The organism is Streptomyces sp. B15 (assembly GCF_018070605.1).
GTDB classification, from domain to species: Bacteria; Actinomycetota; Actinomycetes; order Streptomycetales; family Streptomycetaceae; genus Streptomyces; species Streptomyces smyrnaeus.
This window is the reverse complement of record NZ_JAGPXJ010000024.1, coordinates 1-21,999: the sequence shown is the minus strand read 5'-3', so window position 1 is coordinate 21,999 and position 21,999 is coordinate 1. Positions and strand designations below refer to the sequence as shown.

Here is a 21,999-nt window from a genome sequence, read left to right as displayed (position 1 = left end):
CCTCTCCCCGCAAGTCCCCAAGGAGCAGTACCCCTATGTCCAGCTATGACTACGTGATCGTCGGAGGTGGTACGGCCGGCTCGGTGATCGCCTCACGGCTCGCCGAGGACCCGGACGTCACCGTCGCCCTCATCGAAGGCGGTCCCTCGGACGTCGACCGGCCCGAGGTGCTCACCCTCCGTAAATGGCTGGGCCTGCTGGGGGGTGAGCTCGACTACGAGTACACGACCACCGAACAGCCCCGCGGCAACTCGCACATCCTGCACAGCCGCGCCAAGGTGCTCGGCGGCTGCTCGTCGCACAACACCCTGATCTCCTTCAAGCCGCTGCCCTCCGACTGGGACGAGTGGGAGGCGGCCGGTGCCACCGGCTGGGGCGCCGAGGCGATGGAGCCCTACTTCGGCAAGCTGCGCAACAACATCGTGCGGGTCGCCAAGAAGGACCAGAACGCGATCGCGCAGGACTGGATCGACGCCGCCAAGGAAGCCCTCGACATCCCCGAGGTGGTCGGCTTCAACGACCAGCCGTTCGAGGAGGGCGTCGGCTTCTTCGACTTGTCCTACCACCCGGAGAACAACAAGCGCTCCTCCGCCTCGGTCGCCTATCTGCACCCCCACATGGAGGCCGGCGACCGCTCCAATCTGCACATTCTGCTGGAGACCTGGGCCTACCGGCTGGAGCTGGGCGGCGCCGACGGCAAGACCGTCACCGGCGTGCACGTACGCGGCAAGGACGGCGAGGAGCGGCTGCTGACCGCCGGCCGTGAGGTGCTGGTGTGCGCGGGCGCCGTGGACACGCCGCGGCTGCTGATGCACTCGGGCATCGGCAAGAAGGAGGATCTGGAGGCGCTGGGCATCCCCGTCGTCCACGATCTGCCGGGCGTCGGGGAGAACCTCATCGACCACCCCGAGTCGGTGATCGTGTGGGAGACCAACGGGCCGATTCCGGACAACTCCGCGATGGACTCCGACGCGGGCCTGTTCGTCAAGCGGGATCCGGACCACAAGGGCCCCGACCTGATGTTCCACTTCTACCAGATCCCCTTCACCGACAACCCCGAGCGGCTGGGCTACCAGCGCCCCGAGCACGGCGTGTCGATGACCCCCAACATCCCCAAGTCCCGCAGTCGTGGCCGGGTCCATCTGACCTCGGCGGACCCCGAGGTCAAGCCCGCCCTCGATTTCAAGTACTTCGAGGACGAGAACGACTACGACGGCCGGACCCTGGTGGACGGCATCAAGCTCGCCCGCAAGGTCGCCCAGGCCGAACCGTTCGCCAAGTGGCTCAAGCGGGAGGTCTTCCCCGGGCCCGAGGTGACCGACGACGAGGAGATCAGCGAGCTGGTGCGCAAGGCGGCGCACACCGTCTACCACCCGGCGGGCACCTGCCGGATGGGCGCCGAGGACGATGCGCTCGCCGTCGTCGACCCCCGGCTGCGCGTGCGCGGCCTGTCGGGCATCCGCATCGCGGACGCCTCCGTCTTCCCGACCATGCCCGCCGTCAACCCGATGATCGGCGTGCTGATGGTCGGCGAGAAGGCGGTCGATCTCATCCGACCCACTGCGTCCGATAAACGAGCGACTACGGCACCGGGAGGTGTTGCGTGATGTCCGAGACCGCTGAGGCCACAGCCACCGCCGACAACAAGAACGCCGACGAGCACGGCGCCCAGACAGGTCCCGTCTTCTCCGTTCGCAATCTGTGGAAGGTCTTCGGACCCAAGGCGGACCGGGTCCCCGGCGACCCCGGGGTCACCGGGCTCTCGCAGACCGAGCTGCGCGAGAAGACCGGTTGCACCGCCGCCGTGCGCGACGTCTCCTTCGACGTGCACAAGGGCGAGGTCTTCGTCGTGATGGGCCTGTCCGGCTCCGGCAAGTCCACCCTGGTGCGCTGTCTGACCCGGCTGATCGAACCCACCGCCGGCACGCTGGAGTTCAACGGCGAGGACGTCATCTCCATGGGCAAGGACGCCCTGCGCCGGCTGCGCAGGCACCGTGCCTCCATGGTGTTCCAGAACTTCGGCCTGCTGCCGCACCGCAGCGTCCTGGACAACGTCGCCTACGGCCTGGAGATCCAGGGCGTCGCCAAGGCCGAACGCCGCGAGCGCGCCGCCGAGATGGTCGCCAAGGTCGGCCTGGAGGGCCTGGGCGACCGCCGCCCGGGGCAGCTGTCCGGCGGCCAGCAGCAGCGTGTCGGCCTCGCCCGCGCCCTGGCCGTCGACCCCGAGGTGCTGCTGTTCGACGAGCCGTTCAGCGCCCTGGACCCGCTGATCCGCCGCGACATGCAGGAGGAGGTCATCCGGCTCCACCGCGAGGAGGGCCGCACGATGGTCTTCATCACCCACGACCTGTCCGAGGCGCTGCGCCTGGGCGACCGCATCGCGCTGATGCGCGACGGCGAGGTCGTCCAGCTGGGCACCCCCGAGGAGATCGTCGCCAACCCGGCCGACGACTACGTACGGGACTTCGTCCGTGACGTCCCCCGCGAGCAGGTCATCTCGGTGCGCCGCGCCATGCGCCCCGCGGACGCGGCGGAGGCGAAGACCGGCACCGAGGTCGCTCCCGGCACGCTCGTCTCGGCCGCGATCGAGATCGTCGCGCGCAGCGGCGAGCACTGCCGCGTCGTCGAGAACGGCCGCATGCTCGGTGTCGTCGATCACGCGAGCCTGTTGACCGTCGTGGCCGGGCTCGACAAGGACACGACGGGCGAAGACGACAAGGACCGGGAGGTGGCCACGGTATGAGCACCACATGTCACCGAGCCGCAGAGGCGGCCCATACCGGCGGGGGGCTGATATGAGTTCCCCGACGCTCACCAAGGACGAGGCCGCGCACCCCGCGCCGTCCAGCCCCGAGCCTCCCGAGCCCGACCAGGCGGTAGCGCCCCCCTCTGCGCTCGCCCGCTTCTTCGGGAATCCGAAGACGCTTGCGGTGATCATCGCGGTGCTGGTGGTCATCGTCAGCGCGCTGGTCACCGGTCAGGGCACCTGGCCGCGTTCGCTGACCGCGGATGTGCAGAGCCCGTTGAACGACCTGGACAACTGGCTGGTCGACAACCGCGAGTCGCACTGGATCTTCCTGTACTTCCTGCTCCACCTCAGCAACTTCTCGCAGAGCGCGTACGACACGCTGCTGAGCCTGCTGGAGTCGATGAGCTACGTCGGCGTCATCGTCGTCGGCACCCTGGTCGCCTGGGCCGCGGGCGGCGCCGATCTGTCCCGGCGCGCGCTGCGCACCGGTGCTACGGCGCTCGCGGTCTTCGTGGTCTGCGGCGTGCTGGACGTGTGGGAGCCGACGATGGAGACGCTGGCGCTGATGATCGTCGCGGTCATCTTCTCCGCGCTCCTCGGTGCCCTGCTGGGACTGGCCTCCGGCCTCTCGGACCGCTTCGAGAAGATCCTGCGGCCGGTTTTCGACACCATGCAGGTCATGCCGGCGTTCGCGTATCTGCTGCCGCTCGTGCTGATGTTCGACATCGGAGTCCCCTCGGCGCTCATCGCGACGGTGATCTACGCGGCGCCGCCGATGGCCCGCCTCACCTCGCTCGGTCTGCGCCAGGCCGATCCGGCCGCCCTGGAGGCGGCCACCTCGATGGGCGCCGACGCCCGGCAGCGGTTGCTGACCGCGCGGCTGCCACTGGCGCGCAAGCAGATGATGCTGGGCCTGAACCAGACGATCATGATGTGTCTGTCCATGGTCGTCCTTGCTTCGCTCATCGGCTCCGGCGGCCTCGGATCCGAGGTCTACGAGGCGCTCGGTGCCCTCAAGATCGGTGACGCGTTGGTCGCGGGCATCGCCGTCGTCCTGCTGGCCGTGCTGCTGGACCGTACGACGGCAGCCGCCGGTGAGCGGCTCGACGACGTCGTCAACACGAGCGTCTCGCAGGCTCTGGCACGGCTGCGGCTGGCCGTCTGGGGCGGCATCGTCGTGCTGATCGGCGTGTTCGCGGCCGTCGGTACCGCGATCGTCGGAGAGGAATGGCCCGAGGGCTGGGTCGTCGACTTCTCGAACTCCGTGGACACGGCCGTCAACTGGTTCACCGACCATCTCGGCTCCGGCATCCCGGTTCTCGGCGGCACCATCACCTGGGCCGAAGGCTTCACCGAGTACATCCTCAATCCGCTGCGCGACGGCCTGCTGGCCACGCCCTGGTGGGCGCTGGTGCTGCTGGTCGCCGTCGTCGGATGGATCGTCGGCACCTGGCGCGCCGCGCTGACCGGCGTGATCTGCATGGCGCTGGTCGGCTGGATGCGACTGTGGGACGTCGCCATGGACACCCTCTCGCAGGTGCTCGCCGGCCTGGTGTTGACGCTCATCGTCGGTGTGCTGGTCGGAATCCTGTGCGCCCGTGTGCAGCGGGTGGACAGGATGATGCGGCCGGTGCTGGACACCATGCAGACGATGCCGCAGTTCGTGTACCTGATTCCGGTGATCGCGCTGGTCGGCCAGAACCGCACCGGCGGCATCCTCGCCGCGGTCGTGTACGCGGCTCCGGCGGTCATCCGCATCACCGCACAGGGGCTGCGCCACGTCGACCCGGCCGCGATGGAGGCCTCGACCTCGCTCGGGGCCACCGGCGGGCAGCAGCTGTTCGGTGTGCAGCTGCCGTTGGCACGCAAGTCCATGCTGGTCGCACTCAACCAGGGCGTCGTACTGGTGTTGTCGATGGTCGTCATCGCCGGACTCATCGGCGGCGGCGCGCTCGGCTACATGGTGGTGCGCGGCCTGTCGAAGGGCGACCTCTCGCAGGGCTTCCCCGCCGGTATCGCCATCGTCTGCCTCGGCATCATGCTCGACCGGCTCTCGCAGCCGGTCTCCGACCGCAACCGCGGCTGAGGTTTTCCACCCCCCTGAGGAAAGAAATATCCCCGCACGACGGGTCTTCCCCGCCTGTCGCTCACGAAAGAGATCCGTATGAGAATCAAGCGTGCAAGCACTGCTGGAATAGCCGGAGTCGGGCTTCTGAGTGTTCTCGCCCTCACCACCGGCTGCGCCGCCGACACCAAGGCGAGCGGCGGCAGTGACGACAAGGTCGTGCTGGCCGAGCCCTCCTGGGTCGGTGCCACTGCCAACGCGGCCGTTGTCAAGAAGCTGCTCGAGGACGAGCTCGACGTGAAGGTCGAGGCCAAGCAGATGGACGAGCCCGTCGCTTTCGACGCGCTCAACAGCGGCAAGGCCGATGTCATCCTCGAGGACTGGCACGGTGTCCCGAAGAAGCAGAAGAAGTACGTCGAGGAGAAGAAGACCGTGGTCTCCGGCGGTGACCTGGGCGTGGTCGGCCACATCGGCTGGTTCGTGCCCAAGTACTACGCCGACAAGCACCCGGACGTCGTCAAGAGCTACAAGAACCTCAACAAGCACTACAAGGACTTCCGGACGTCCGAGAGCGGCAAGCTGGGCCACTTCATCGGCGCCGCGCCGTCGTACTCGCAGCACGACAAGGAACTCATCAAGAACCTCGGGCTGAAGTTCAAGCACATCCCGTCCGGCGCCGAGGCGGCTCAGCTCAAGGAACTGAAGCGGCTGTACGACGCCAAGAAGCCGTTCCTCACCTACTGGTGGGAGCCGCAGTGGATGAACGAGAAGATCGACATGGTCGAGGTGAAGCTGCCCAAGTACACCAAGGGCTGCGAGACTCCCGCGTCCAAGGCGAAGTGCGGCTACGAGACCAACCAACTCGAGAAGTTCATGAACAAGGACTTCGCGGAGGGCGGCAGCAAGGCCGCGAAGTTCATCAAGAACTTCCACTGGTCCACCAAGGACCAGAACGAGGTCGCCGGAATGATCGCCGGGCAGAAGATGGACCCGGAGGACGCCGCTGCGAAGTGGATCAAGGAGAACAAGAGTAAGTGGGAGAAGTGGATCCCCAAGAAGTGATCCCGGCCCTCCCTGTGAGACAGCCGTCGGTGTCGCCGCGGTAGCGGCCACCGGCACCGCCCGCCCCCGCGACGCCCGCCGTCGCGGGGGCGGAGCCGTCCTGGGTGCCTGGGCGGACGGCCGCTGGGGCACAATTGCGCCGTGAAACAGCCCGCTTCGTCCGCCCCCGTCCCGCCGGGGCGCGGGCGGCACCGGGCGGCGCGGGCCGGGCGGCGACGCCCCGTCCTGCCCCTGCTGCCGGCCGCCGGCTGCGTCCTCGTCCTCGCCGCCGTCGCGCTGACGGGCACCGACCTGGCCACGGACAGCACCGACGACCTGCGCATACCCGGCGGCGGTACGACCACGCTGCTGCGCTCGGTGCTGCTGGCCGCGCTGTGCGTCCAACTCGGCGAAGTGGCCGGACGGCGGCTGGCCCGGGACGTCGCGCGAAAGCTGCCCGGCACCCCGGCCGACGGCCCCCGGCAGCCGCCCGAGTGGGCCGCGGGCGCGGCCCTCGCCGGGATGCTCGCCGCGCTCGGGCTGGCCTCCATGGCCGCCGCCGGTGACGGCAGCCTGGCGGCGGGTCTGCCGGAACTCGGCGAGATCTACGCGACCCGCTCCGGCCTGCTGGCCTTCCTGCAGGCCAACGGCTTCCTGCTGGCGGCCCTGTGCGTCTTCCTCGGCCGCCCGGTATGGGCCGCCGCACCACTGGCCGGCGTCCTCGTCGGCGAAGCGCTCCGGGCGCACCCGGAGGCCGACAGCCCCGCGATCGGTATCGGCCTGACCCTGGTCCACCTCACCTCCACGGTGCTGTGGACCGGCGGCCTCGTCCAAGTGCTGCGCACGATGCGCAGCTGGCACGGCGAACCCGGCGCTGCGCGGGCCCTGTTGGCGGCGTACGCGCGCCGCGCCTTCTGGCTGTTCGCCGCCCTGTGTGCGACAGGAACCGCGAGCACCCTGCGGAAGCTGCCGTCGCTCGGCGCGGTCACCTCCTCGGCGTGGGGCAGAACCCTGCTGGTGAAGCTGGCCGTGGTCGCCGCGGTGGCCCTGTGCGCGGTGCTGGCCCGACGCGTGCTGACACGGGACCGCACCCGGACCACCTACACCCAGGTGCTGCGCCCCACCGCCTGGGAACTGGCCGCGCTGGGCGCGGTGCTCGTCCTGTCGGCCCTGCTGACGGTCGCCCCGGTGCCCCGCGCGGGTTGAGCCCTCAGCCCGCGCGCAGCTGCTCCGCCAGTGCCCGGACGCCCTCGTAGGCGCGGGCCGCGAGCCCGCCGCCGAAGGTGACCCGTCGGCAACCGGCCGCCGCCAGCTCGGCGACGGAGGGCCCGTCCTGCCTCGCCAGCCCGTTGACGGGCACCGGCAACTCGCGTGCCAGCACGGCCAGATCGGCGAGGGGCGCACCGATCGGATACACCCCGTCCGCGCCCGCCTCGACGTAGGCCCGGCCCCGCGCCAGCGCTTCGTCGAGCAGCTCGGCGCCCGGCTGGCCCGAGCCCCGCAGATGGACGTCCACCCGCGCGTTCACGAACAGCTGCGGCCCCGCCGCCTCCCGTACGGCGGCCAGGAACGCGGCCTGGACCTCGGCCGCCACCAGCTCGCCGGCCACCGAGTCCTCCAGGTTGCAGCCGACCGCACCCGCCGTCCGCAGCCGCGCGGCGATCTCGGCCGGCGGCAGCCCGTACCCCCGCTCGATGTCGGCGCTCACCGGGATCTCCACGGCGCGCACGATCCGGGCGACGGCGGCGAACATCTCGTCGGCGGGGCACTCCCCGTCCCGGTGGCCGAGCGATGCGGCGATCCCCGCGCTCGGGGTCGCCAGCGCGGCGAACCCTGCCTGGGCGAAGATCCGGGCCGCCGCCGGGTCCCAGGCGCCGGGCAGCACCAGTGCCTCGCCCGGCTCCCCGGCCCGGTGCAGCTCGCGGAACCGGGCGGCGGCACCTCGCGCGGTCATCGGGCGGAGTCCGCCTTGTCGGCCTGCAGGCTCTGCGGAAGGCCCCGCACCGTCACGTTGAACCGGTTCCAGGAGTTGATGGCCACGATCTGGCCGATCAGCGCCGCCAGTTCGCTCTCGTCGAAGTGCTTGGCTGCCCGCTCGTACACCTCGTCGGGCACGAACCCGTCCGTCAGCTCGGTGACGGCCTCGGTCAGCGCCAGCGCGGCCTGTTCCCGCTCGGTGAACAGGTCGCCGGCCTCCGCCCAGGCGGCGAGCAGGTCGAGCCGCAGCTGGGACTCGCCGTTCTTGCGGGCGTCGGCCAAGTGCATGTCCAGGCAGTAGGCGCAGCGGTTGACCTGGGAGGCCCGGATCTTGACCAGTTCACCGACGACCGGGTCGAGCCCCGCCGCCGAGGCGGCCTGCTGGAAGGCGAACATGCCCTTCATCATCTCGGGGGAGACCTGCCAGATGTTCATACGCGGTGTTGTCGTCATGGCCCCGAGCCTATTCCGGAGTGGCGCACGCGTATGGTCCACTTCCATGGCAGATTCATGGGCCAATTCCGAGCGGCGCGGGCAACGGCCCGACAGTGGCAGCGACCTCCACCTCGACCTGACGCCGTCCCCCGGACCCGGCGCGCCCCGCCCCCGCGCGGCCCTGCTCGCCGCCCTCCGCGACGCCGTCCGTACCGGCCGGCTGGCTCCCGGCACCCGGCTGCCCTCCTCCCGCACCCTCGCCGCCGACCTCGGCCTGGCCCGCAACACCGTGGCCGGCGCCTACGGCGAGCTCGTTGCGGAAGGCTGGCTGACCGCGCGGCAGGGCTCCGGCACCCGGGTGGCCGACCGGGCCGAGCCGGCGGCCCCGAGCCGCCCGGGCCCGCCCTCCCGCACCGAGCGTCCCTCCGGAACCGAGCATGCCTCCCGCACCGAGCGTCCCTCCGGAACCGAGCACGCCTCCCGCACCGAGCACCGCTCCCGCACCGGGCGGCCCGCCCGGCTGCCGTTCTCCCCCGACCAGCGCCGGCAGTACCGGCCCCCGCACGATCTGCGAACCGGTGCCCCGGACGTCTCGGCGTTCCCCCGCTCCGCCTGGCTGGCCTCGGCCCGCCGCGCGCTCACCGCCGCACCGGCCCGCGCCTTCTCGCACGGCGACCTGCGCGGCGCCGCCGAGCTGCGGCAGGCCCTGGCCGGCTATCTGGCCCGGGCCCGCGGCGTGCGAGCGGATCCCGAGCGCATCGTCGTCTGCGCCGGGTTCGCACAGGGCGTCGCGCTGCTGGCCCGGGTGGTGGCCGGGGAGATCGCCGTGGAGGAGCACGGTCTGCCCTTCCACCGCGAGCTGCTGGACACGCCACCGGCCCGCACCCGCCCGCTCCCCGTGGACGCACACGGCGCCCGCACGCAACTGCTGGACAGCGGACGGGACTTCGCCGACGTACGGGCCGTGCTGCTCACCCCCGCGCACCAGTACCCGCTGGGCGTACCACTGCACCCCGACCGCAGGGCGGCCGTCGTCGACTGGGCGGGGCGAAGAGGCGGGCTGGTCCTGGAAGACGACTACGACGGGGAGTTTCGCTACGACAGAAACCCCGTAGGCGCCCTGCAAGGGCTCGACCCCGAGCGCATCGTCTACCTCGGCACCGCCAGCAAGGCGCTGGCCCCCGCACTGCGCCTGGCGTGGATGGTGCTGCCCGACCATCTGGTCGAGCCGGTCCTGGCGGCCAAGACCCCCGCCGAGTGGACCACCGGCGCCCTCGACCAGCTCACTCTCGCCGACTTCCTGGAACGCGGCGCCTACGACCGCCACGTGCGGACCATGCGGCAGCGGTACCGGCGCCGCCGTGACCGGCTGGTCGAACAGCTGGCCGCCCACGTCCCCGAAGCGCACGCCACCGGCATCGCCGCCGGCCTCCACGCCGTCCTCCGCCTCCCGCCCGGCGTCACCGAAGCCGCCGCCCTGCGCGCCCTCGACCGCTCCGGCGTCGCCTCGGACTCCCTCTCCGGCTTCCACCACCCCACCGCCCCCCGCGACGCCCTCGCTCCACCGTCCTTGGTCGTCGGCTACGGCACCCCGCCCGAACACGCCTACACGGCGGCCTTGGACGCCCTGTGCGGGGCACTCGCGACCTGCCGCCCCGGCGGGTCTTGACGGCCCGGCCCACCGGCCCCGATCTTGAATCGGCGCGGGGACGAGGACCCCGCCGACGGAATCGGGGGTGCGGCATCATGCCGGCAGTCGAGGAGAACGGCCTCAACGTCATCGCGGAGGCCGAGCGCAAGGGCCGACCAGCGCAGCTGTTCTGGCCGTGGTTCGGGTCGAACGTCTCCGTACTCGGGCTCAGCTACGGCTCGTTCGCGCTGGGCTTCGGCCTGTCCTTCCGGCAGGCGCTGCTGGCAGGCGTGGTCGGCATCACCGTCTCCTTCCTGCTGTGCGGACTGATAGCGGTCGCCGGCAAGCGCGGCTCGGCGCCGACGATGGTGCTGAGCCGGGCCGCGTTCGGCGTACGCGGCAACCGGCTGCCGTCCGCCGTCTCCTGGGTGCTGACCGTCGGCTGGGAGACCGTCCTGGTGACCCTCGCGACCCTGGCCACCGCCACCGTCCTCGACCGGCTGGGCTGGGGTGGCGGTACGGGCACGAAAGTGGCGGCCCTGGTGGTGGTCTCCGCGCTGACGGTGGCCGCCGGGATCGCCGGCTTCGACCTCATCATGCGGCTCCAGACGGCCATCACCGTGGTGACCGCCGTACTGACCCTCGGCTACATGGCCCTGGTGGCCGACGAGATCCACTGGGCGCGGGTGACAGCCCAACCCGACGGCTCGGCACAGCAGATGCTCGGCGCCCTGGTGTTCGTGATGACCGGGTTCGGTCTGGGCTGGGTGAACGCCGCTGCCGACTACTCCCGCTATCTGCCCCGCCGCACGCGCGGCGCGAGCGTGGCCCTGTGGACCACGCTCGGCGGCTCCCTGGCGCCGCTGCTGCTGTTCGTCTTCGGCCTGCTGCTGGCCGGCTCCTCCCCGCGCCTGAACGAGGCGGTGGCCGCCGACCCCATCGGCGCGCTCACCACCCTTCTGCCGCTGTGGTTCCTCCTGCCGTTCACACTGGTCGCGGTGCTCGGACTGGTGGGCGGCGCGGTGCTCGACATCTACTCCTCGGGGCTGGCGCTGCTCGCCATGGGGGTGCGCGTGCCGCGCTACGCCGCCGCCGCGATCGACGGTGTCCTGATGGTGGCCGGCACCGTCTCCCTCGTCTTCTTCGCCGACGACTTCCTCGGCACCTTCATGGCCTTCCTGACGACACTGGGCGTGCCCATCGCCGCCTGGTGCGGCGTGATGCTGGCCGACACGGCGCTGCGCGCCCGCCCGTTCGACGACGCCGACCTCTTCCGTACCCGCGGCCGCTACGGCGACGTCCGCCCGCTCCCCGTCGCCCTCCTGGCGGGCGCCACCGCCCTCGGCTGGGGCCTGGTCACCAACAGCGGCGCGGCCTGGCTCGACTGGCAGGGCTATCTGCTGGGGCCCCTCGGCCTGGGCGGCCGGACCGGCACCTGGGCAGGCGCCAACCTGGGCCTCCTCGCGGCCCTCGCCCTCACCTTCGTCCTGACGCTGGCAACCCAGCGCCGCACCGTCCAGGCGCAGGAATCAGCCTCTCACCCACGCTAGAACCAACGCGTCGCTGATGACACCGGTTTGACGCCTTTGGGTGACCCCGCTCGGACGCCCTCGGTGTCGTCGCGCTGCGCCTCCTGTCCCGACGAGCATGGGTCGAGTGGTGGAACGGAGCACAGCATGACCCAGGATCACGAACCCCTCTTCGATGAAGACCTCCGGCTGCTGCCGTGGACGTCGGAGACCGGGAAGCCATGCCACCTGGCGCCCGGCGCGGAGGACGGGATGGTCTCCGCGTTGGCCGACGGGATCGAGAACCGGCATCTCGCCGAGGCGGCACGGGTGTTGCGGGAGTGCGAGGCGATTCCGGCCGACCCCGCCGCAGGCGCCGCCCCCCCTGCGAGGGAGGCGGCGCCTGGAGTGTGAGGGGTGGGCCGGGGTCGGGGGTCAGCCCGCCAGGGTGGTGCGGAGTTGGTCCAGGCCCCAGTCCAGGTCCTCCTTGGAGATGACCAGGGGTGGGGCGAGGCGGATGGTGGAGCCGTGGGTGTCCTTGACCAGGACGCCGCGGGACATGAGCTGTTCGGAGATCTGGCGGCCGGTGCCGTGGGAGGGGTCGATGTCGACGCCGGCCCACAGGCCCCGGCCGCGGACCTCGCGGACCGCGCCGGAGGGGAGCAGGTTCAGCTCCCGGTGCAGATGTTCGCCGAGCTCCTCGGCGCGCTTCTGGTATTCGCCGCTGCGCAGCATGTCGAGGACTTCGAGAGCGACCGCGCAGGCCAGTGGGTTGCCGCCGAAGGTGGAGCCGTGTTCGCCGGGGCGGTGGACGCCCAGCACCTCGCGGGAGGAGACGACGGCGGAGACGGGCACCACGCCGCCGCCCAGGGCCTTGCCGAGGACGTACATGTCGGGGGTGACGCCCTCCTGGTCGCAGGCGAAGGTGGCACCGGTGCGGCCGAGGCCCGACTGGATCTCGTCGGCGATGAAGAGCACCCCGCGCGAGCGGGTCAGCTCGCGGACGCCGGCCAGATAGCCGGGCGGGGGCACCAGGACGCCCGCCTCGCCCTGGACGGGTTCGAGGAGGACGGCGACGGTGTGCTCGTCGACGGCCGCCTCCAGCGCCGCGAGGTCGCCGTACGGGACGATCTCGAAGCCCGGCGTGTACGGACCGTGGTCGGCGCGTGCCTCCTCGTCGGTGGAGAAGCTGATGATCGTCGTCGTACGGCCGTGGAAGTTGTTGTCCGCGACGATGATCTTCGCCTGTCCGTCGGGCACGCCCTTGACGCGGTAGCCCCACTTGCGCGCCGTCTTGACGGCCGTCTCCACAGCCTCGGCGCCGGTGTTCATCGGCAGCACCATCTCCATGCCGCACAGCTCGGCGAGCTGTGCCGCGAAGTCCGCGAAGCGGTCGTGGTGGAAGGCGCGGGAGGTGAGGGTGACCCGGTCGAGCTGGGCCTTGGCGGCCTCGATGAGGCGCGGGTTGCGGTGGCCGAAGTTCAGGGCCGAGTAACCGGCCAGCATGTCGAGATAGCGGTGCCCCTCGACGTCGGTCACCCACGCGCCGTCCGCCGTGGCGATGACGACGGGGAGCGGGTGGTAGTTGTGCGCGCTGTGAGCTTCCGCTGTGGCGATGCTCCGGGCGCTCGGAGCGCCTGCGGCGCTGGAGGGGCTCGAGAGGGTGGACATCGTCGTCTCCGTTCCTCTGTACATACCGGCGTGCCTGCCCGGTGGGGCCGCACCTTTTCTATCTTCTGTCGGCGCTCGCGTCTCCCCTGCCCGGCGGGTGCGCAGGAGCCCGGCCGCCCCCCTGCGCCCCCTGCCCGTGCCGTGTGCTCCCATGGGCCGGGCCCCGTGCCCCAGCTCACCCGGAACTGGGGGGCAGGCCGGTCCGGACACCTGAGAGAATGGCCGCATGGTCAATGATCGTCCTCGTGTGCTGTCCGGGATCCAGCCCACCGCCGGGTCGTTCCACCTCGGTAATTACCTCGGTGCGGTGCGCCAGTGGGTAGCGCTCCAGGAGACCCACGACGCCTTCTACATGGTCGTCGACCTGCACGCCATGACGATCCCGAAGGACCCGGCCGAGCTGCGCAACAACTCGCGGATGGCAGCCGCCCAGCTGCTGGCCGCCGGTCTCGACCCGGAGCGCTGCACGCTCTTCCTGCAGAGCCATGTGCCCGAGCACACCCAGCTGAGCTGGATCGTGGAGTGCCTCACCGGGTTCGGTGAGGCGGCCCGGATGACGCAGTTCAAGGACAAGTCCGCCAAGCAGGGCACCGATCACACCAGTGTCGGGCTGTTCACCTACCCGGCGCTGATGGTCGCCGACATCCTGGTCTACCGGGCGCACCAGGTCCCGGTCGGTGAGGACCAGCGCCAGCACCTGGAGCTGACCCGCACCATCGCCGAGCGGTTCAACGGGCGGTACGGCGCCACGTTCCCCGTCCCGGACGCGTACATCCCCCAGGAGACGGCGAAGATCTACGACCTCCAGGACCCGGCGGTCAAGATGAGCAAGTCCGCCTCGGCGCCCAAGGGGATCATCGAGCTGCTGGACGAGCCGAAGACCACCGCGAAGAAGATCAAGAGCGCGGTCACCGACACCGACACCGTCATCCGGTTCGACCGGGACAAGAAGCCCGGCATCAGCAACCTGCTGACGATCTACTCGACACTCACCGGTGCCGGAATCCAGGAACTGGAAGATAAGTACGCGGGCAAGGGCTACGGTGCGCTGAAGACGGATCTCGCCGAGATCGTCACGGACTGGGTGACGCCCTACCGTGACCGGACGCGGGAGTTCATGGACGACCCGGCGGCGCTGGACAAGATCCTGTTCGACGGCGCCGAGAAGGCCAGGGCCGTGGCGAGCGAGACGCTGCGGACCGTGTACGACAAGGTGGGCCTTGTGCCCGGCAGGCGGTGAAGGGAGAACCTATGGGCGCGGGAGCGACCGTCACCCTCGGCGTATCGCTCGCCGTCCCGGAGCCGTACGGCACACTGCTCCAGGAGCGGCGGGCCTCCTTCGGCGACGCCGCCGCCCATGGCATCCCCACCCACATCACGCTGCTGCCGCCCACCGAGGTGCCTGTCGGGAATCGGCCGGCGATCGAGGCACATCTGGCGGGCGTGGCCCTGGCCGGGCGCGCCTTCCCGGTGCGGCTGTCGGGTACGGGCACTTTCCGGCCGCTGTCGCCGGTGGTGTTCGTCCAGGTGGTGGAGGGTGCCACGGCCTGCTCCCGGCTGCAGGAGCGGGTGCGCGCTCCGGAGGGCCCCCTCTCCCGTGAGCTTGCCTTCCCCTACCACCCGCATGTGACGGTCGCGCACGGCATCCCCGAGCCGGCCATGGACCGCGCCTACGAGGAGCTGTCCGATTTCGAGTGCGCCTGGACGGCCACCGGGTTCGCCCTCTACGAGCAGGGCGGTGACCAGGTGTGGCGGCTGAAGCGGGAGTTCCCCTTCGCCCAGAGCCCCAGCCCGGGTCCCGGTCCGGTCCCCGGCCCCGGGACGGGGGCCGGCGCCGGCCACCCGTCGGGTCCGGCCACCGCGCCGCCCTTCGAGGTCACCGTCCCGGCCGCCCCGTGCCGCCCGCAGCACCAGCGGCGCTCGGCGCTGCGCCCGCCCGCCACGCTCTGACCCGACGGCGGAACCGGTAGCGCCCCGCCGCGGGCGGTAACGTCCGGTGACGGCTGGAGATCGCTGCGCTGGGCAGGTGGCTGGTGTGGAAAGACTGAGGAAGCTGCCGCTCGTGGGTCCGCTGGTGGCACGGTCGCGCACCGTGCTCGCCCGGCTCCGCACCACGCGGATCTGGCGGATCTACGAGCATCTGGACGACCGCAAGTGGACGCGGCTGGCCGCGGCCATCACCTTCACCAGCTTCCTGGCGCTGTTCCCGATGTTGGCCGTGGGCGCCGCCGTCGCCGCCGCGCTGCTCTCCCACGACCAGATGGACCGGCTCCAGGACACCCTCACCGAGCAGGTGCCCGGCATCTCCGACCAGCTCGAACTCCAGTCGCTGGTGGACAACGCGGGCACGGTCGGCGGTATCGCGGGCGGGCTGCTGCTGCTCACCGGCGGACGCTGGGTCGGCACCCTGCGCGAGAGCCTGCGCGCCGTGTGGGACCTGGAGGAGGACCCCGGCAACCTCGTCGTCCGGCGCGCCGTCGACGTGGGCATCCTGCTGGGCCTCGGCGTCGTCGGGCTGATCTCCTTCGGCGGTTCGACCTTCGCCGTGACGGCCGTCACCTGGGTCGCCGAGCAGCTCGGATCGGCCGAGGGCGGTGTGGGCACGGTGCTGCTGCGCACCGCCGCCTACACCGCCGCCGTGGCCGCCGATTTCGTGCTGCTGTGGTACGTCCTCACCCTGCTGCCCCGGGTGCGGCCGCCGCGCCGCGCGACCCTGGCGGCAGCGCTCCAGGGGGCCGTCGGCTTCGAACTGCTGAAGCTGCTGCTCGGCGGCTACCTTCAGCAGGTCGCCGCCAAGAACGTCTACGGCGCCTTCGGTGTGCCCATCGCACTGCTGCTGTGGATCAGCTTCATGACCAAGCTGCTCCTCTACTGCGCCGCCTGGACGGCCACGGCCCCCGCGCCCGGCGAGGGCCCGGAAGCCCAGCAGCCCGTCCAGGACCTCGCCCTGGGCGGTGACGACAAGGAGTCGACCGGCGACGGCGCGGGCGTCACCGCCTCCGGCGACGGCGAGGACGTCACCGGCGACGGCGACGGGCCAGCTCCGGAAGAGGCCAGCGACGGTGCACCCCGTACGCCACCAGAGCCAGGGCGACCAGAACACCGGCCGTGATCCCCAGCGCCGTCCCCGCACCGCCCGAGGGCTTGCTGGTGTGCGCCGCCGCGTGGGTGCCCGAGCCGCCCGCCTCGCCGCCCTTGCCCGCGGGAGCGCCCCCACCGGCCGCGGCGTTGCCCGGTGCCGCCAGCTCACCGACCGGCTCCACCTTGCCGTCCGCGGCGAAGCCCCAGTCCAGCAGCTTGGCGGCCTCCTTGTAGACGCTGTGTGCCTCCTTGGCCCCCGGGTGCATGACCGTCACCAGCAGCACCCGGTCACCGCGCTGGGCGACGCCGGTGAAGGTGTTGCCCGCGTTGGTCGTGAAGCCGTTCTTGACGCCCGCGATGCCGGGGTACGGTTCGACGCCGCCGTCACCGGTCAGCAGCCGGTTGGTGTTCTGGATCTGGAAGCTCTCCCGTTTGGTCTTGCCGGTCTTCTTGTCCTTCTTCGTCTCGCCGGGGAACTTGGCGGTGGCGGTGGCCGCGTACTCGCGGAAGTCCTTGTTCTGCAGTCCTGACCGGGCGAACAGCGTCAGGTCGTACGCCGAGGAGACCTGGCCCTCGTGGTCGTAGCCGTCCGGGCTGACCACCTTGGTGTCGTTGGCGTGCAGGGTGCGGGCCCGCTCGTTCATCTCCCTGACCGTCTTTTCCTTGCCGCCGTTCATGGCCGCCAGGACGTGCACCGCGTCGTTGCCCGAGCGCAGGAAGACACCGAGCCACAGGTCGTGCACCGAGTACGTCTCGCCCTCCTTGACGCCGACGAGGCTGCTGCCCGAGCCCATCCCCTCCAGATCGGAGGGGACCACCTTGTGGGTGCGGTCCTTGGGCAGCTTGGGCAGCACCGTGTCGGCGAAGAGCATCTTCAGGGTGCTGGCCGGCGGCAGCCGCCAGTGCGCGTTGTGCGAGGCCAGCACCTTGCCCGACTCCGCGTCCGTGACGATCCATGAGCGCCCGGACAGCTTGGTGGGCAGCTCGGGGGCGCCCTTCTTCGGATTCACCTGGGTGCCGGGGCGGCCGAGCTGCTCGCCACCGATGGTGGACATCTGCGCGGGCGGCTTCGGCTCGGCCTGCTTGCCGCCCGGCTTGTTGTCGTCGGCGGTCGCGGGCTGGGCTCCCGTCGCGGTCAGCAGGGAGAGGACGAGCGCGGTGGAGGCGAGACCACCGAGCGTGGTCGCGCGGCGCTTGTGCGAGGCGCTGCGCGGGTACGCGCGCGCGACGTGGTCTGAATAATGCGAAGAAATGGGCACCCTGCGAACGTACAGGCCCTTCGGCTCGTTGGGGATGTCGAGCCCCTCCATGTGCGGATTCCCGTAGCCCAACTCGCCCAGTGCGATAGCCCGATGGGGGTGGCGGGGTGGCCGGCCCCCCGCCGGGTGCCGGCTTCGGGACCCGCCGGTCGGCGGGGCGGCCCACCGCCGTCGGGCCCCCTCCCGGCCGCGGCCCCCGGCGCGGCGGCCATACTGGACATCATGCGCGACACCTCCACCGCAACCCCCACCACCGAATCCGAGCCGGAGGCGGCAGCCCCGGCGGGGCGGCGGGCGGGGCTGGTGCTCTCCCGGCGTACCTCGTGGTTCCTGCTGGCCTTCGGGGTCTGGTCCTGGTTCGTGTGGATCACGTTCGTGAAGAACCTCTGGAAGGACAGCAGCGGGCTGGCTTTCGACGACGCCGGTGACCCGACGGGTTATTTTTGGGTCCACCTGCTGCTGGCGATCACCTCCTTCCTGCTGGGGACGGCGATCGGTCTGCTCGGTCTGCGCGGTCTGCGGGCTGCCCGGCGCACCTGAGACAGCGCGGGACGGTCCGGGAGCGGGGGAGAGCGAGGGGGAGGGACGGCCTTCATGGTCGCTGTATTCGTACTGATCGCACTCGTGGTGCTGAGCCTGCTGGTCGGCGTGCACTTCTATCTGTGGCGGCGCTTCGTGCGCGACGTGTCGGTGCCGGGAGGCTGGTGGCGCCGTGCGGGCACGGTGCTGGCGGTGCTGCTGCCCGTCACCATGTTCGGCGCGCTGCTGTCCGGACGTGCGGGCGCGCCCTTCGCGGTGGAGCGCGTGCTGGCCTGGCCGGGCTATCTGTGGCTGGCCTGCCTGCTCTATCTGACGCTGGCGCTGCTCGTCGGCGAGCTGCTGCGGTTCGTGCTGCGGCGCACGCCCTGGGGGAGCAGGCGGCAGGCCCGGTCCCTCGCGGCGGAACCGGGGGAGGAGGCCTCGCCGGCGGCGGAAGCGGCGGGAGCCGCGTCCGTGGCGGCGGAGCCGGAGCCTGCCGTGGCGGAGCCGGTGGGGGTGCCGGGCGGCCTCCCGGGAGGCGGCGCGGGCGGTGGTGCGGGGACGCCGACCGGGCAGCATCCGGACGCAGCCGCCGGGCAGCGGCCCGATGCGGCCGAGCAGCCCACCGGGTCGGCAGCGTCCACCGAGCCTTCCGTCCCCCTCTCCGCCGCCGTCCCCACCCGGCGGGTCTTCCTGGCCCGCACCCTCGCCGGTACCGCGGCGGCGGTCGGCCTGGGTACAACGGCGGCCGGGGCGTACAGCGTGCTGAACGGGCCGACGCTCAAGCACCTCACCGTCCCGCTGACCAAGCTGGACCGCCGTGCGCACGGCTACCGCATCGCCGTCGTCAGCGACATCCACCTGGGGCCGATCCTGGGGCGTGCCCACACCCAGCGGATCGTCGACACCATCAACGGGACGCAGCCGGATCTGGTGACGATAGTCGGCGACCTGGTCGACGGCAGCGTCGCCGATCTCGGTCCCGCTGCGGAGCCGCTGCGGGCGCTGCGCTCGCGGCACGGCTCGTTCTTCGTGACCGGTAACCACGAGTACTTCGGCGACGCCCGCGAGTGGATCGACCATCTGCGCGAGCTGAACGTCCATCCGATGGAGAACACCCGGCGGGAGCTGCCGGGCTTCGACCTCGCCGGGGTCAACGATCTCGCGGGCGAGGAGCAGGGCGAGGGGCCCGACTACGACAAGGCGCTGGGCGACCGGGACGCGTCACGCGCCTGCGTGCTGATGGCGCATCAGCCGGTGCAGATCCATGAGTCGGTGGACCACGATGTCGACCTCCAGCTCTCCGGTCACACCCACGGCGGCCAGCTGTGGCCCGGCAACTACCTCGCGGCCCTGGCCAACCCCACGGTCGCCGGGCTCGAACGCTATGGGGACACCCAGTTGTACGTCACCCGGGGCGCCGGCGCCTGGGGCCCGCCCGTCCGGGTGGGCGCGGAGTCGGACATCACCGTCGTGACCCTGGCCGCGAGGAAGGCGTAGCGGCCGTCAGTCCTCCAGCAGTCGCAGGACCTTCGGCCAGGAGTCGGCGCGGGCGGCCTGGTCGGCCTGCGAGGTGCTGGTCACGGTGCCGTCGCGGCCACCCTCCTGGCCGGGCTGGCCGAGCGGGAACCAGTTCACATGGTGCCCGGCGTCCGGGTACACCAGCGTCTTGGCGCCGTGCCGGGCCATGTCCTTGGCCGAGGCCGCCGAGCCCCACATCTTGTCGTTGCCGCCCGCGACGGCGAGCACCGTGCCGCGCACGTGGTTCAGCGGGATGGGGCCGGTGGGGACCGGCTCGCCGTGGTCGGTCCAGGCCGTCGTGCCGCTCAGATAGGGGCCGTTGACCTTCGAGGACGGCGCGTACGCGATGACGTCGCGGAAGACGGACGGGCGGCGCTGTCCGAGCAGCTGTGCGGCCTCGCTGCCGCGTGAGTTGCCCATGACGGCCAGCCGGTCGGGTTCGGCGCCCTCCTGTTCGCGGAGCAGCTTTCCGGCCAGGGTGAAGTAGTCCAGGTCGATGGAGTCGATCCCGTTCGGGCGCCCGGAGTCCTTGCCGCACCGGAAGTAGCACAAGGACAGGGCCGGGTGGCCGTGCGAGGCGAGCAGGGCCGCCGTGTACGTACCGGCGTTGCCGCCCTCCGAGCCGCCGAACACCAGTACGGGAGCCTTCTGGTCGCCGCCCTTCGGCGGCAGGTACAGATCGCCCGCCACCTTGTCCTTGGCGACGGTGAGCTCGCGGTGCGTCGCGCCGTCGACCAGCCACTGCCTGACCAGATCGCGGCGGGCGACCCGCTCGCCCTTGTCCTTGCCCGACAGCGCGGTGGCGCTGATCCGCAGTGTGTAGGACCGCTGCTGTCCGGGCGGGCCGGGGTGGTACGAGAACGCCTTGCCGCTGCCGATCAGCTTCTTCGCGCGCCCGCCGGTGGGCAGCATGCTTCCTAGCAGCCGGGTGCTGTCCTTGTCGCCGAGTTCGACCGTGCCCTTGGTGTCGGCCGTACGCGACACGTCGGCCGTCCAGCGCGCGCCGTGCCGGTCCTTGGCCTGCGCGGTGATCCGGACCTTTGCGCGGGGTGCGAGCCCCTTGAGCCGTACGCGCACCGGCGTGTCCGCCGAAGCGGTCGAGCGGCCGGTCTCGAAGTGCACCCCGTGCTGCCCGGAGGGCTCGGCGGGGCCGCCCGCGCCCGCGTCGTCGCCCGCGCAGCCCGCCGCGGCGAGTGTCAGGGCGAGGGTCGCCGTTGCCGTCCGTACGCTCCGCATCCGTCCCATCGGCCGCACGATACGCACCCGGCGCCGCGGCCCTCCACCAGGGGACCGGCCGGGGGTATCACCGGGCGTAGCATGTCAGGCCGCCTGACATAACGAGTGACATGACGAGTGGACCCGGAGCCAGCGTGACCATCGAATACGCCACCCGCCACCGGCGGGCCTCCCGCATCCCGGCCGACCCCGCGAAGCCCTACGTCATCGAGAAGGGCGAGGGCGACCGCGCCCACCTCTTCGGTGATCTGATCACCGTCTACGCGGGGGCCGAACAGACCGGGAACACCTTCAACTTCTTCACCGTCGAAGGCCCCAAGGGCGACATCATCCCCGCCCACCTCCACCCCGACACCCACGAGGTCTTCTACGTCACCCACGGCGCTGTCCGGCTGTTCGTCGAGGACACCGAGGGCGAGCAGCAGGAGAAGCTCCTCACCCCGGGAGACTTCGGCTTCGTCCCCAAGAACTGTCCGCACGCCTACCGCATGGAACGCCACCACAGCGTCGTCGTCGGTGTCGCCGGGGCCCGCGGCACCTTCGAGCGGTTCTTCGAAACCCTCGGCGAACCCACCGACCAGCACGGCCTGCCCACCCGGCCCGTCGTTCCCACCCCGCACAAGTTCGCCACCGTGCCCGACCAGTACGACGTACGCTTTCTGCCCGACCACCAGTGGAGGAAGCGGTGACCCTTCCGGACCCGGACCTGCTCAAGCAGCTCCCCGCACCGCACCCCGACCAGGCGCCGCTCCCGCCCGCGGCCGGGCCGGCGCCCGGCGTCCGGCTGCTGCGCGGCGTGCCCTACGCCGTCCCCGAGGGCAGCCGCCCCCTCGAACTCGACCTGTGGCTGCCCGAAGGACCGGCGCCCCTGGTGCTGTACATCCACGGCGGGGCCTGGCGCCGGGGCCGCCGCGACGACATGGGAATGCGCACCCGCGACTGGGACCCGGGCCCCTTCACCCGCCTCGCCGCCGCGGGCCTCGCGGTCGCCTGCGTCGACTACCGCCTCAGCGGCGAGGCCACCTTCCCCGCCCCGCTGGACGATCTGCGAGCCGCGCTGCGCTGGCTCGCGCTGCGCTCGGCGGAGCTCGGCATCGACACCCGCCGCACGGTGGCCTGGGGCGAGTCCGCGGGCGGACATCTGGCCGCCCTGCTGGCCCTGACGCACCCCGAGCCGCCGCTGGCGGGCGCCGTCAGCTGGTACGGCCCCAGCGATCTGACCACCCCACGGGGCGGCTTCCGGCCCGACGACGCCTCCACCCCCGAAGCGCTCCTGCTGGGTGCCGCCCCGTGGGGGGGTCAGATCG

General features: G+C 71.6%; 20 protein-coding genes. 15 read left to right on the top strand and 5 right to left on the bottom strand.

The genetic code is table 11. The features are described 5' to 3' along the window. The first annotated feature begins 35 nt into the window (after positions 1-35). From KBY19_RS13825 to KBY19_RS37505, 5 genes are all read left to right on the top strand, one after another. Positions 36-1,607 (top strand): GMC family oxidoreductase, encoded by a 1,572-nt coding sequence (locus KBY19_RS13825; protein ID WP_210965861.1) that lies wholly within the window; start codon positions 36-38, stop codon positions 1,605-1,607. Further along, complete coding sequence (locus tag KBY19_RS13820) at positions 1,607-2,743, top strand: glycine betaine/L-proline ABC transporter ATP-binding protein (RefSeq protein ID WP_210965860.1); 1,137 nt, start codon at positions 1,607-1,609, stop codon at positions 2,741-2,743. The genes KBY19_RS13825 and KBY19_RS13820 overlap by 1 nt, the downstream gene beginning before the upstream one ends. 52 nt (positions 2,744-2,795) lie before the next feature. After that, positions 2,796-4,835, top strand: coding sequence for a proline/glycine betaine ABC transporter permease (locus tag KBY19_RS13815; protein WP_099883565.1), 2,040 nt, complete (start codon positions 2,796-2,798; stop codon positions 4,833-4,835). Positions 4,836-4,913: 78 nt separating this feature from the next. After that, a complete protein-coding gene (locus KBY19_RS13810) occupies positions 4,914-5,876 on the top strand; it encodes a glycine betaine ABC transporter substrate-binding protein (protein WP_099883566.1) in 963 nt (320 codons plus the stop codon). Positions 5,877-6,017: 141 nt separating this feature from the next. Beyond that, complete coding sequence (locus KBY19_RS37505; protein ID WP_210965859.1) at positions 6,018-7,061, top strand: CopD family protein; 1,044 nt, start codon at positions 6,018-6,020, stop codon at positions 7,059-7,061. Between the two features lie 4 nt (positions 7,062-7,065). On the opposite strand, the gene KBY19_RS13800 is transcribed toward KBY19_RS37505, so the two are convergent. Both KBY19_RS13800 and KBY19_RS13795 read right to left on the bottom strand, forming a co-directional pair. After that, on the bottom strand, positions 7,066-7,809 hold the full coding sequence (locus tag KBY19_RS13800; protein ID WP_185017944.1) for an isocitrate lyase/phosphoenolpyruvate mutase family protein: 744 nt from the start codon (positions 7,807-7,809) through the stop codon (positions 7,066-7,068). Beyond that, complete coding sequence (locus tag KBY19_RS13795) at positions 7,806-8,285, bottom strand: carboxymuconolactone decarboxylase family protein (RefSeq protein WP_185017945.1); 480 nt, start codon at positions 8,283-8,285, stop codon at positions 7,806-7,808. Before KBY19_RS13795 ends, KBY19_RS13800 begins: the two co-directional genes overlap by 4 nt. 46 nt (positions 8,286-8,331) lie before the next feature. Here KBY19_RS13795 and KBY19_RS13790 point away from each other — a divergent pair, with 46 nt between their 5' ends. The 3 genes from KBY19_RS13790 to KBY19_RS13780 all read left to right on the top strand — a co-directional run bounded on the left by KBY19_RS13790 (position 8,332) and on the right by KBY19_RS13780 (position 11,819). Next, entirely contained in the window at positions 8,332-9,936 is a 1,605-nt protein-coding gene (locus tag KBY19_RS13790; RefSeq protein ID WP_210965858.1) for a PLP-dependent aminotransferase family protein, read from the top strand. A 77-nt stretch (positions 9,937-10,013) separates the two neighbouring features. Then, positions 10,014-11,447: a cytosine permease gene (locus KBY19_RS13785; protein ID WP_099883571.1), complete on the top strand. Its 1,434-nt coding sequence runs from the start codon at positions 10,014-10,016 to the stop codon at positions 11,445-11,447. 126 nt (positions 11,448-11,573) lie between these two features. Continuing rightward, a complete protein-coding gene (locus tag KBY19_RS13780; RefSeq protein ID WP_210965857.1) occupies positions 11,574-11,819 on the top strand; it encodes a hypothetical protein in 246 nt (81 codons plus the stop codon). 21 nt (positions 11,820-11,840) lie between these two features. On the opposite strand, the gene rocD is transcribed toward KBY19_RS13780, so the two are convergent. Beyond that, positions 11,841-13,076: an ornithine--oxo-acid transaminase gene (gene rocD / locus KBY19_RS13775; RefSeq protein ID WP_210965856.1), complete on the bottom strand. Its 1,236-nt coding sequence runs from the start codon at positions 13,074-13,076 to the stop codon at positions 11,841-11,843. 226 nt (positions 13,077-13,302) lie between these two features. Between rocD and trpS the strand changes: the two genes are divergently transcribed. From trpS to KBY19_RS13760, 3 genes are all read left to right on the top strand, one after another. After that, positions 13,303-14,316, top strand: coding sequence for a tryptophan--tRNA ligase (gene trpS, locus KBY19_RS13770; RefSeq protein ID WP_099883574.1), 1,014 nt, complete (start codon positions 13,303-13,305; stop codon positions 14,314-14,316). Positions 14,317-14,327: 11 nt separating this feature from the next. Next, complete coding sequence (locus KBY19_RS13765; RefSeq protein ID WP_210957159.1) at positions 14,328-15,026, top strand: 2'-5' RNA ligase family protein; 699 nt, start codon at positions 14,328-14,330, stop codon at positions 15,024-15,026. A gap of 85 nt (positions 15,027-15,111) precedes the next feature. Beyond that, the gene (locus KBY19_RS13760; RefSeq protein WP_210965855.1) at positions 15,112-16,188 is read left to right on the top strand and encodes a YihY/virulence factor BrkB family protein; all 1,077 of its coding nucleotides are present in this window, start codon (positions 15,112-15,114) and stop codon (positions 16,186-16,188) included. Here KBY19_RS13760 and KBY19_RS13755 read toward each other — a convergent pair. Continuing rightward, complete coding sequence (locus tag KBY19_RS13755; RefSeq protein ID WP_307842674.1) at positions 16,094-17,299, bottom strand: D-alanyl-D-alanine carboxypeptidase; 1,206 nt, start codon at positions 17,297-17,299, stop codon at positions 16,094-16,096. The genes KBY19_RS13760 and KBY19_RS13755 overlap by 95 nt on opposite strands. A 417-nt stretch (positions 17,300-17,716) precedes the next feature. Here KBY19_RS13755 and KBY19_RS13750 point away from each other — a divergent pair, with 417 nt between their 5' ends. Together KBY19_RS13750 and KBY19_RS13745 are read left to right on the top strand one after the other, a co-directional pair. Further along, positions 17,717-17,956, top strand: coding sequence for an SCO4848 family membrane protein (locus KBY19_RS13750; RefSeq protein ID WP_099886732.1), 240 nt, complete (start codon positions 17,717-17,719; stop codon positions 17,954-17,956). Positions 17,957-18,010: 54 nt separating this feature from the next. Next, a complete protein-coding gene (locus KBY19_RS13745) occupies positions 18,011-19,435 on the top strand; it encodes a metallophosphoesterase (protein WP_099883577.1) in 1,425 nt (474 codons plus the stop codon). Positions 19,436-19,441: 6 nt separating this feature from the next. On the opposite strand, the gene KBY19_RS13740 is transcribed toward KBY19_RS13745, so the two are convergent. Continuing rightward, entirely contained in the window at positions 19,442-20,701 is a 1,260-nt protein-coding gene (locus KBY19_RS13740; RefSeq protein WP_210965854.1) for a S9 family peptidase, read from the bottom strand. 125 nt (positions 20,702-20,826) lie between these two features. Between KBY19_RS13740 and KBY19_RS13735 the strand changes: the two genes are divergently transcribed. Together KBY19_RS13735 and KBY19_RS13730 are read left to right on the top strand one after the other, a co-directional pair. Continuing rightward, entirely contained in the window at positions 20,827-21,381 is a 555-nt protein-coding gene (locus KBY19_RS13735; protein WP_210965853.1) for a quercetin 2,3-dioxygenase, read from the top strand. Continuing rightward, positions 21,378-21,999: alpha/beta hydrolase (locus tag KBY19_RS13730; RefSeq protein WP_210965852.1), on the top strand; the 622-nt coding region annotated here is incomplete at its 3' end. The genes KBY19_RS13735 and KBY19_RS13730, both read left to right, overlap by 4 nt.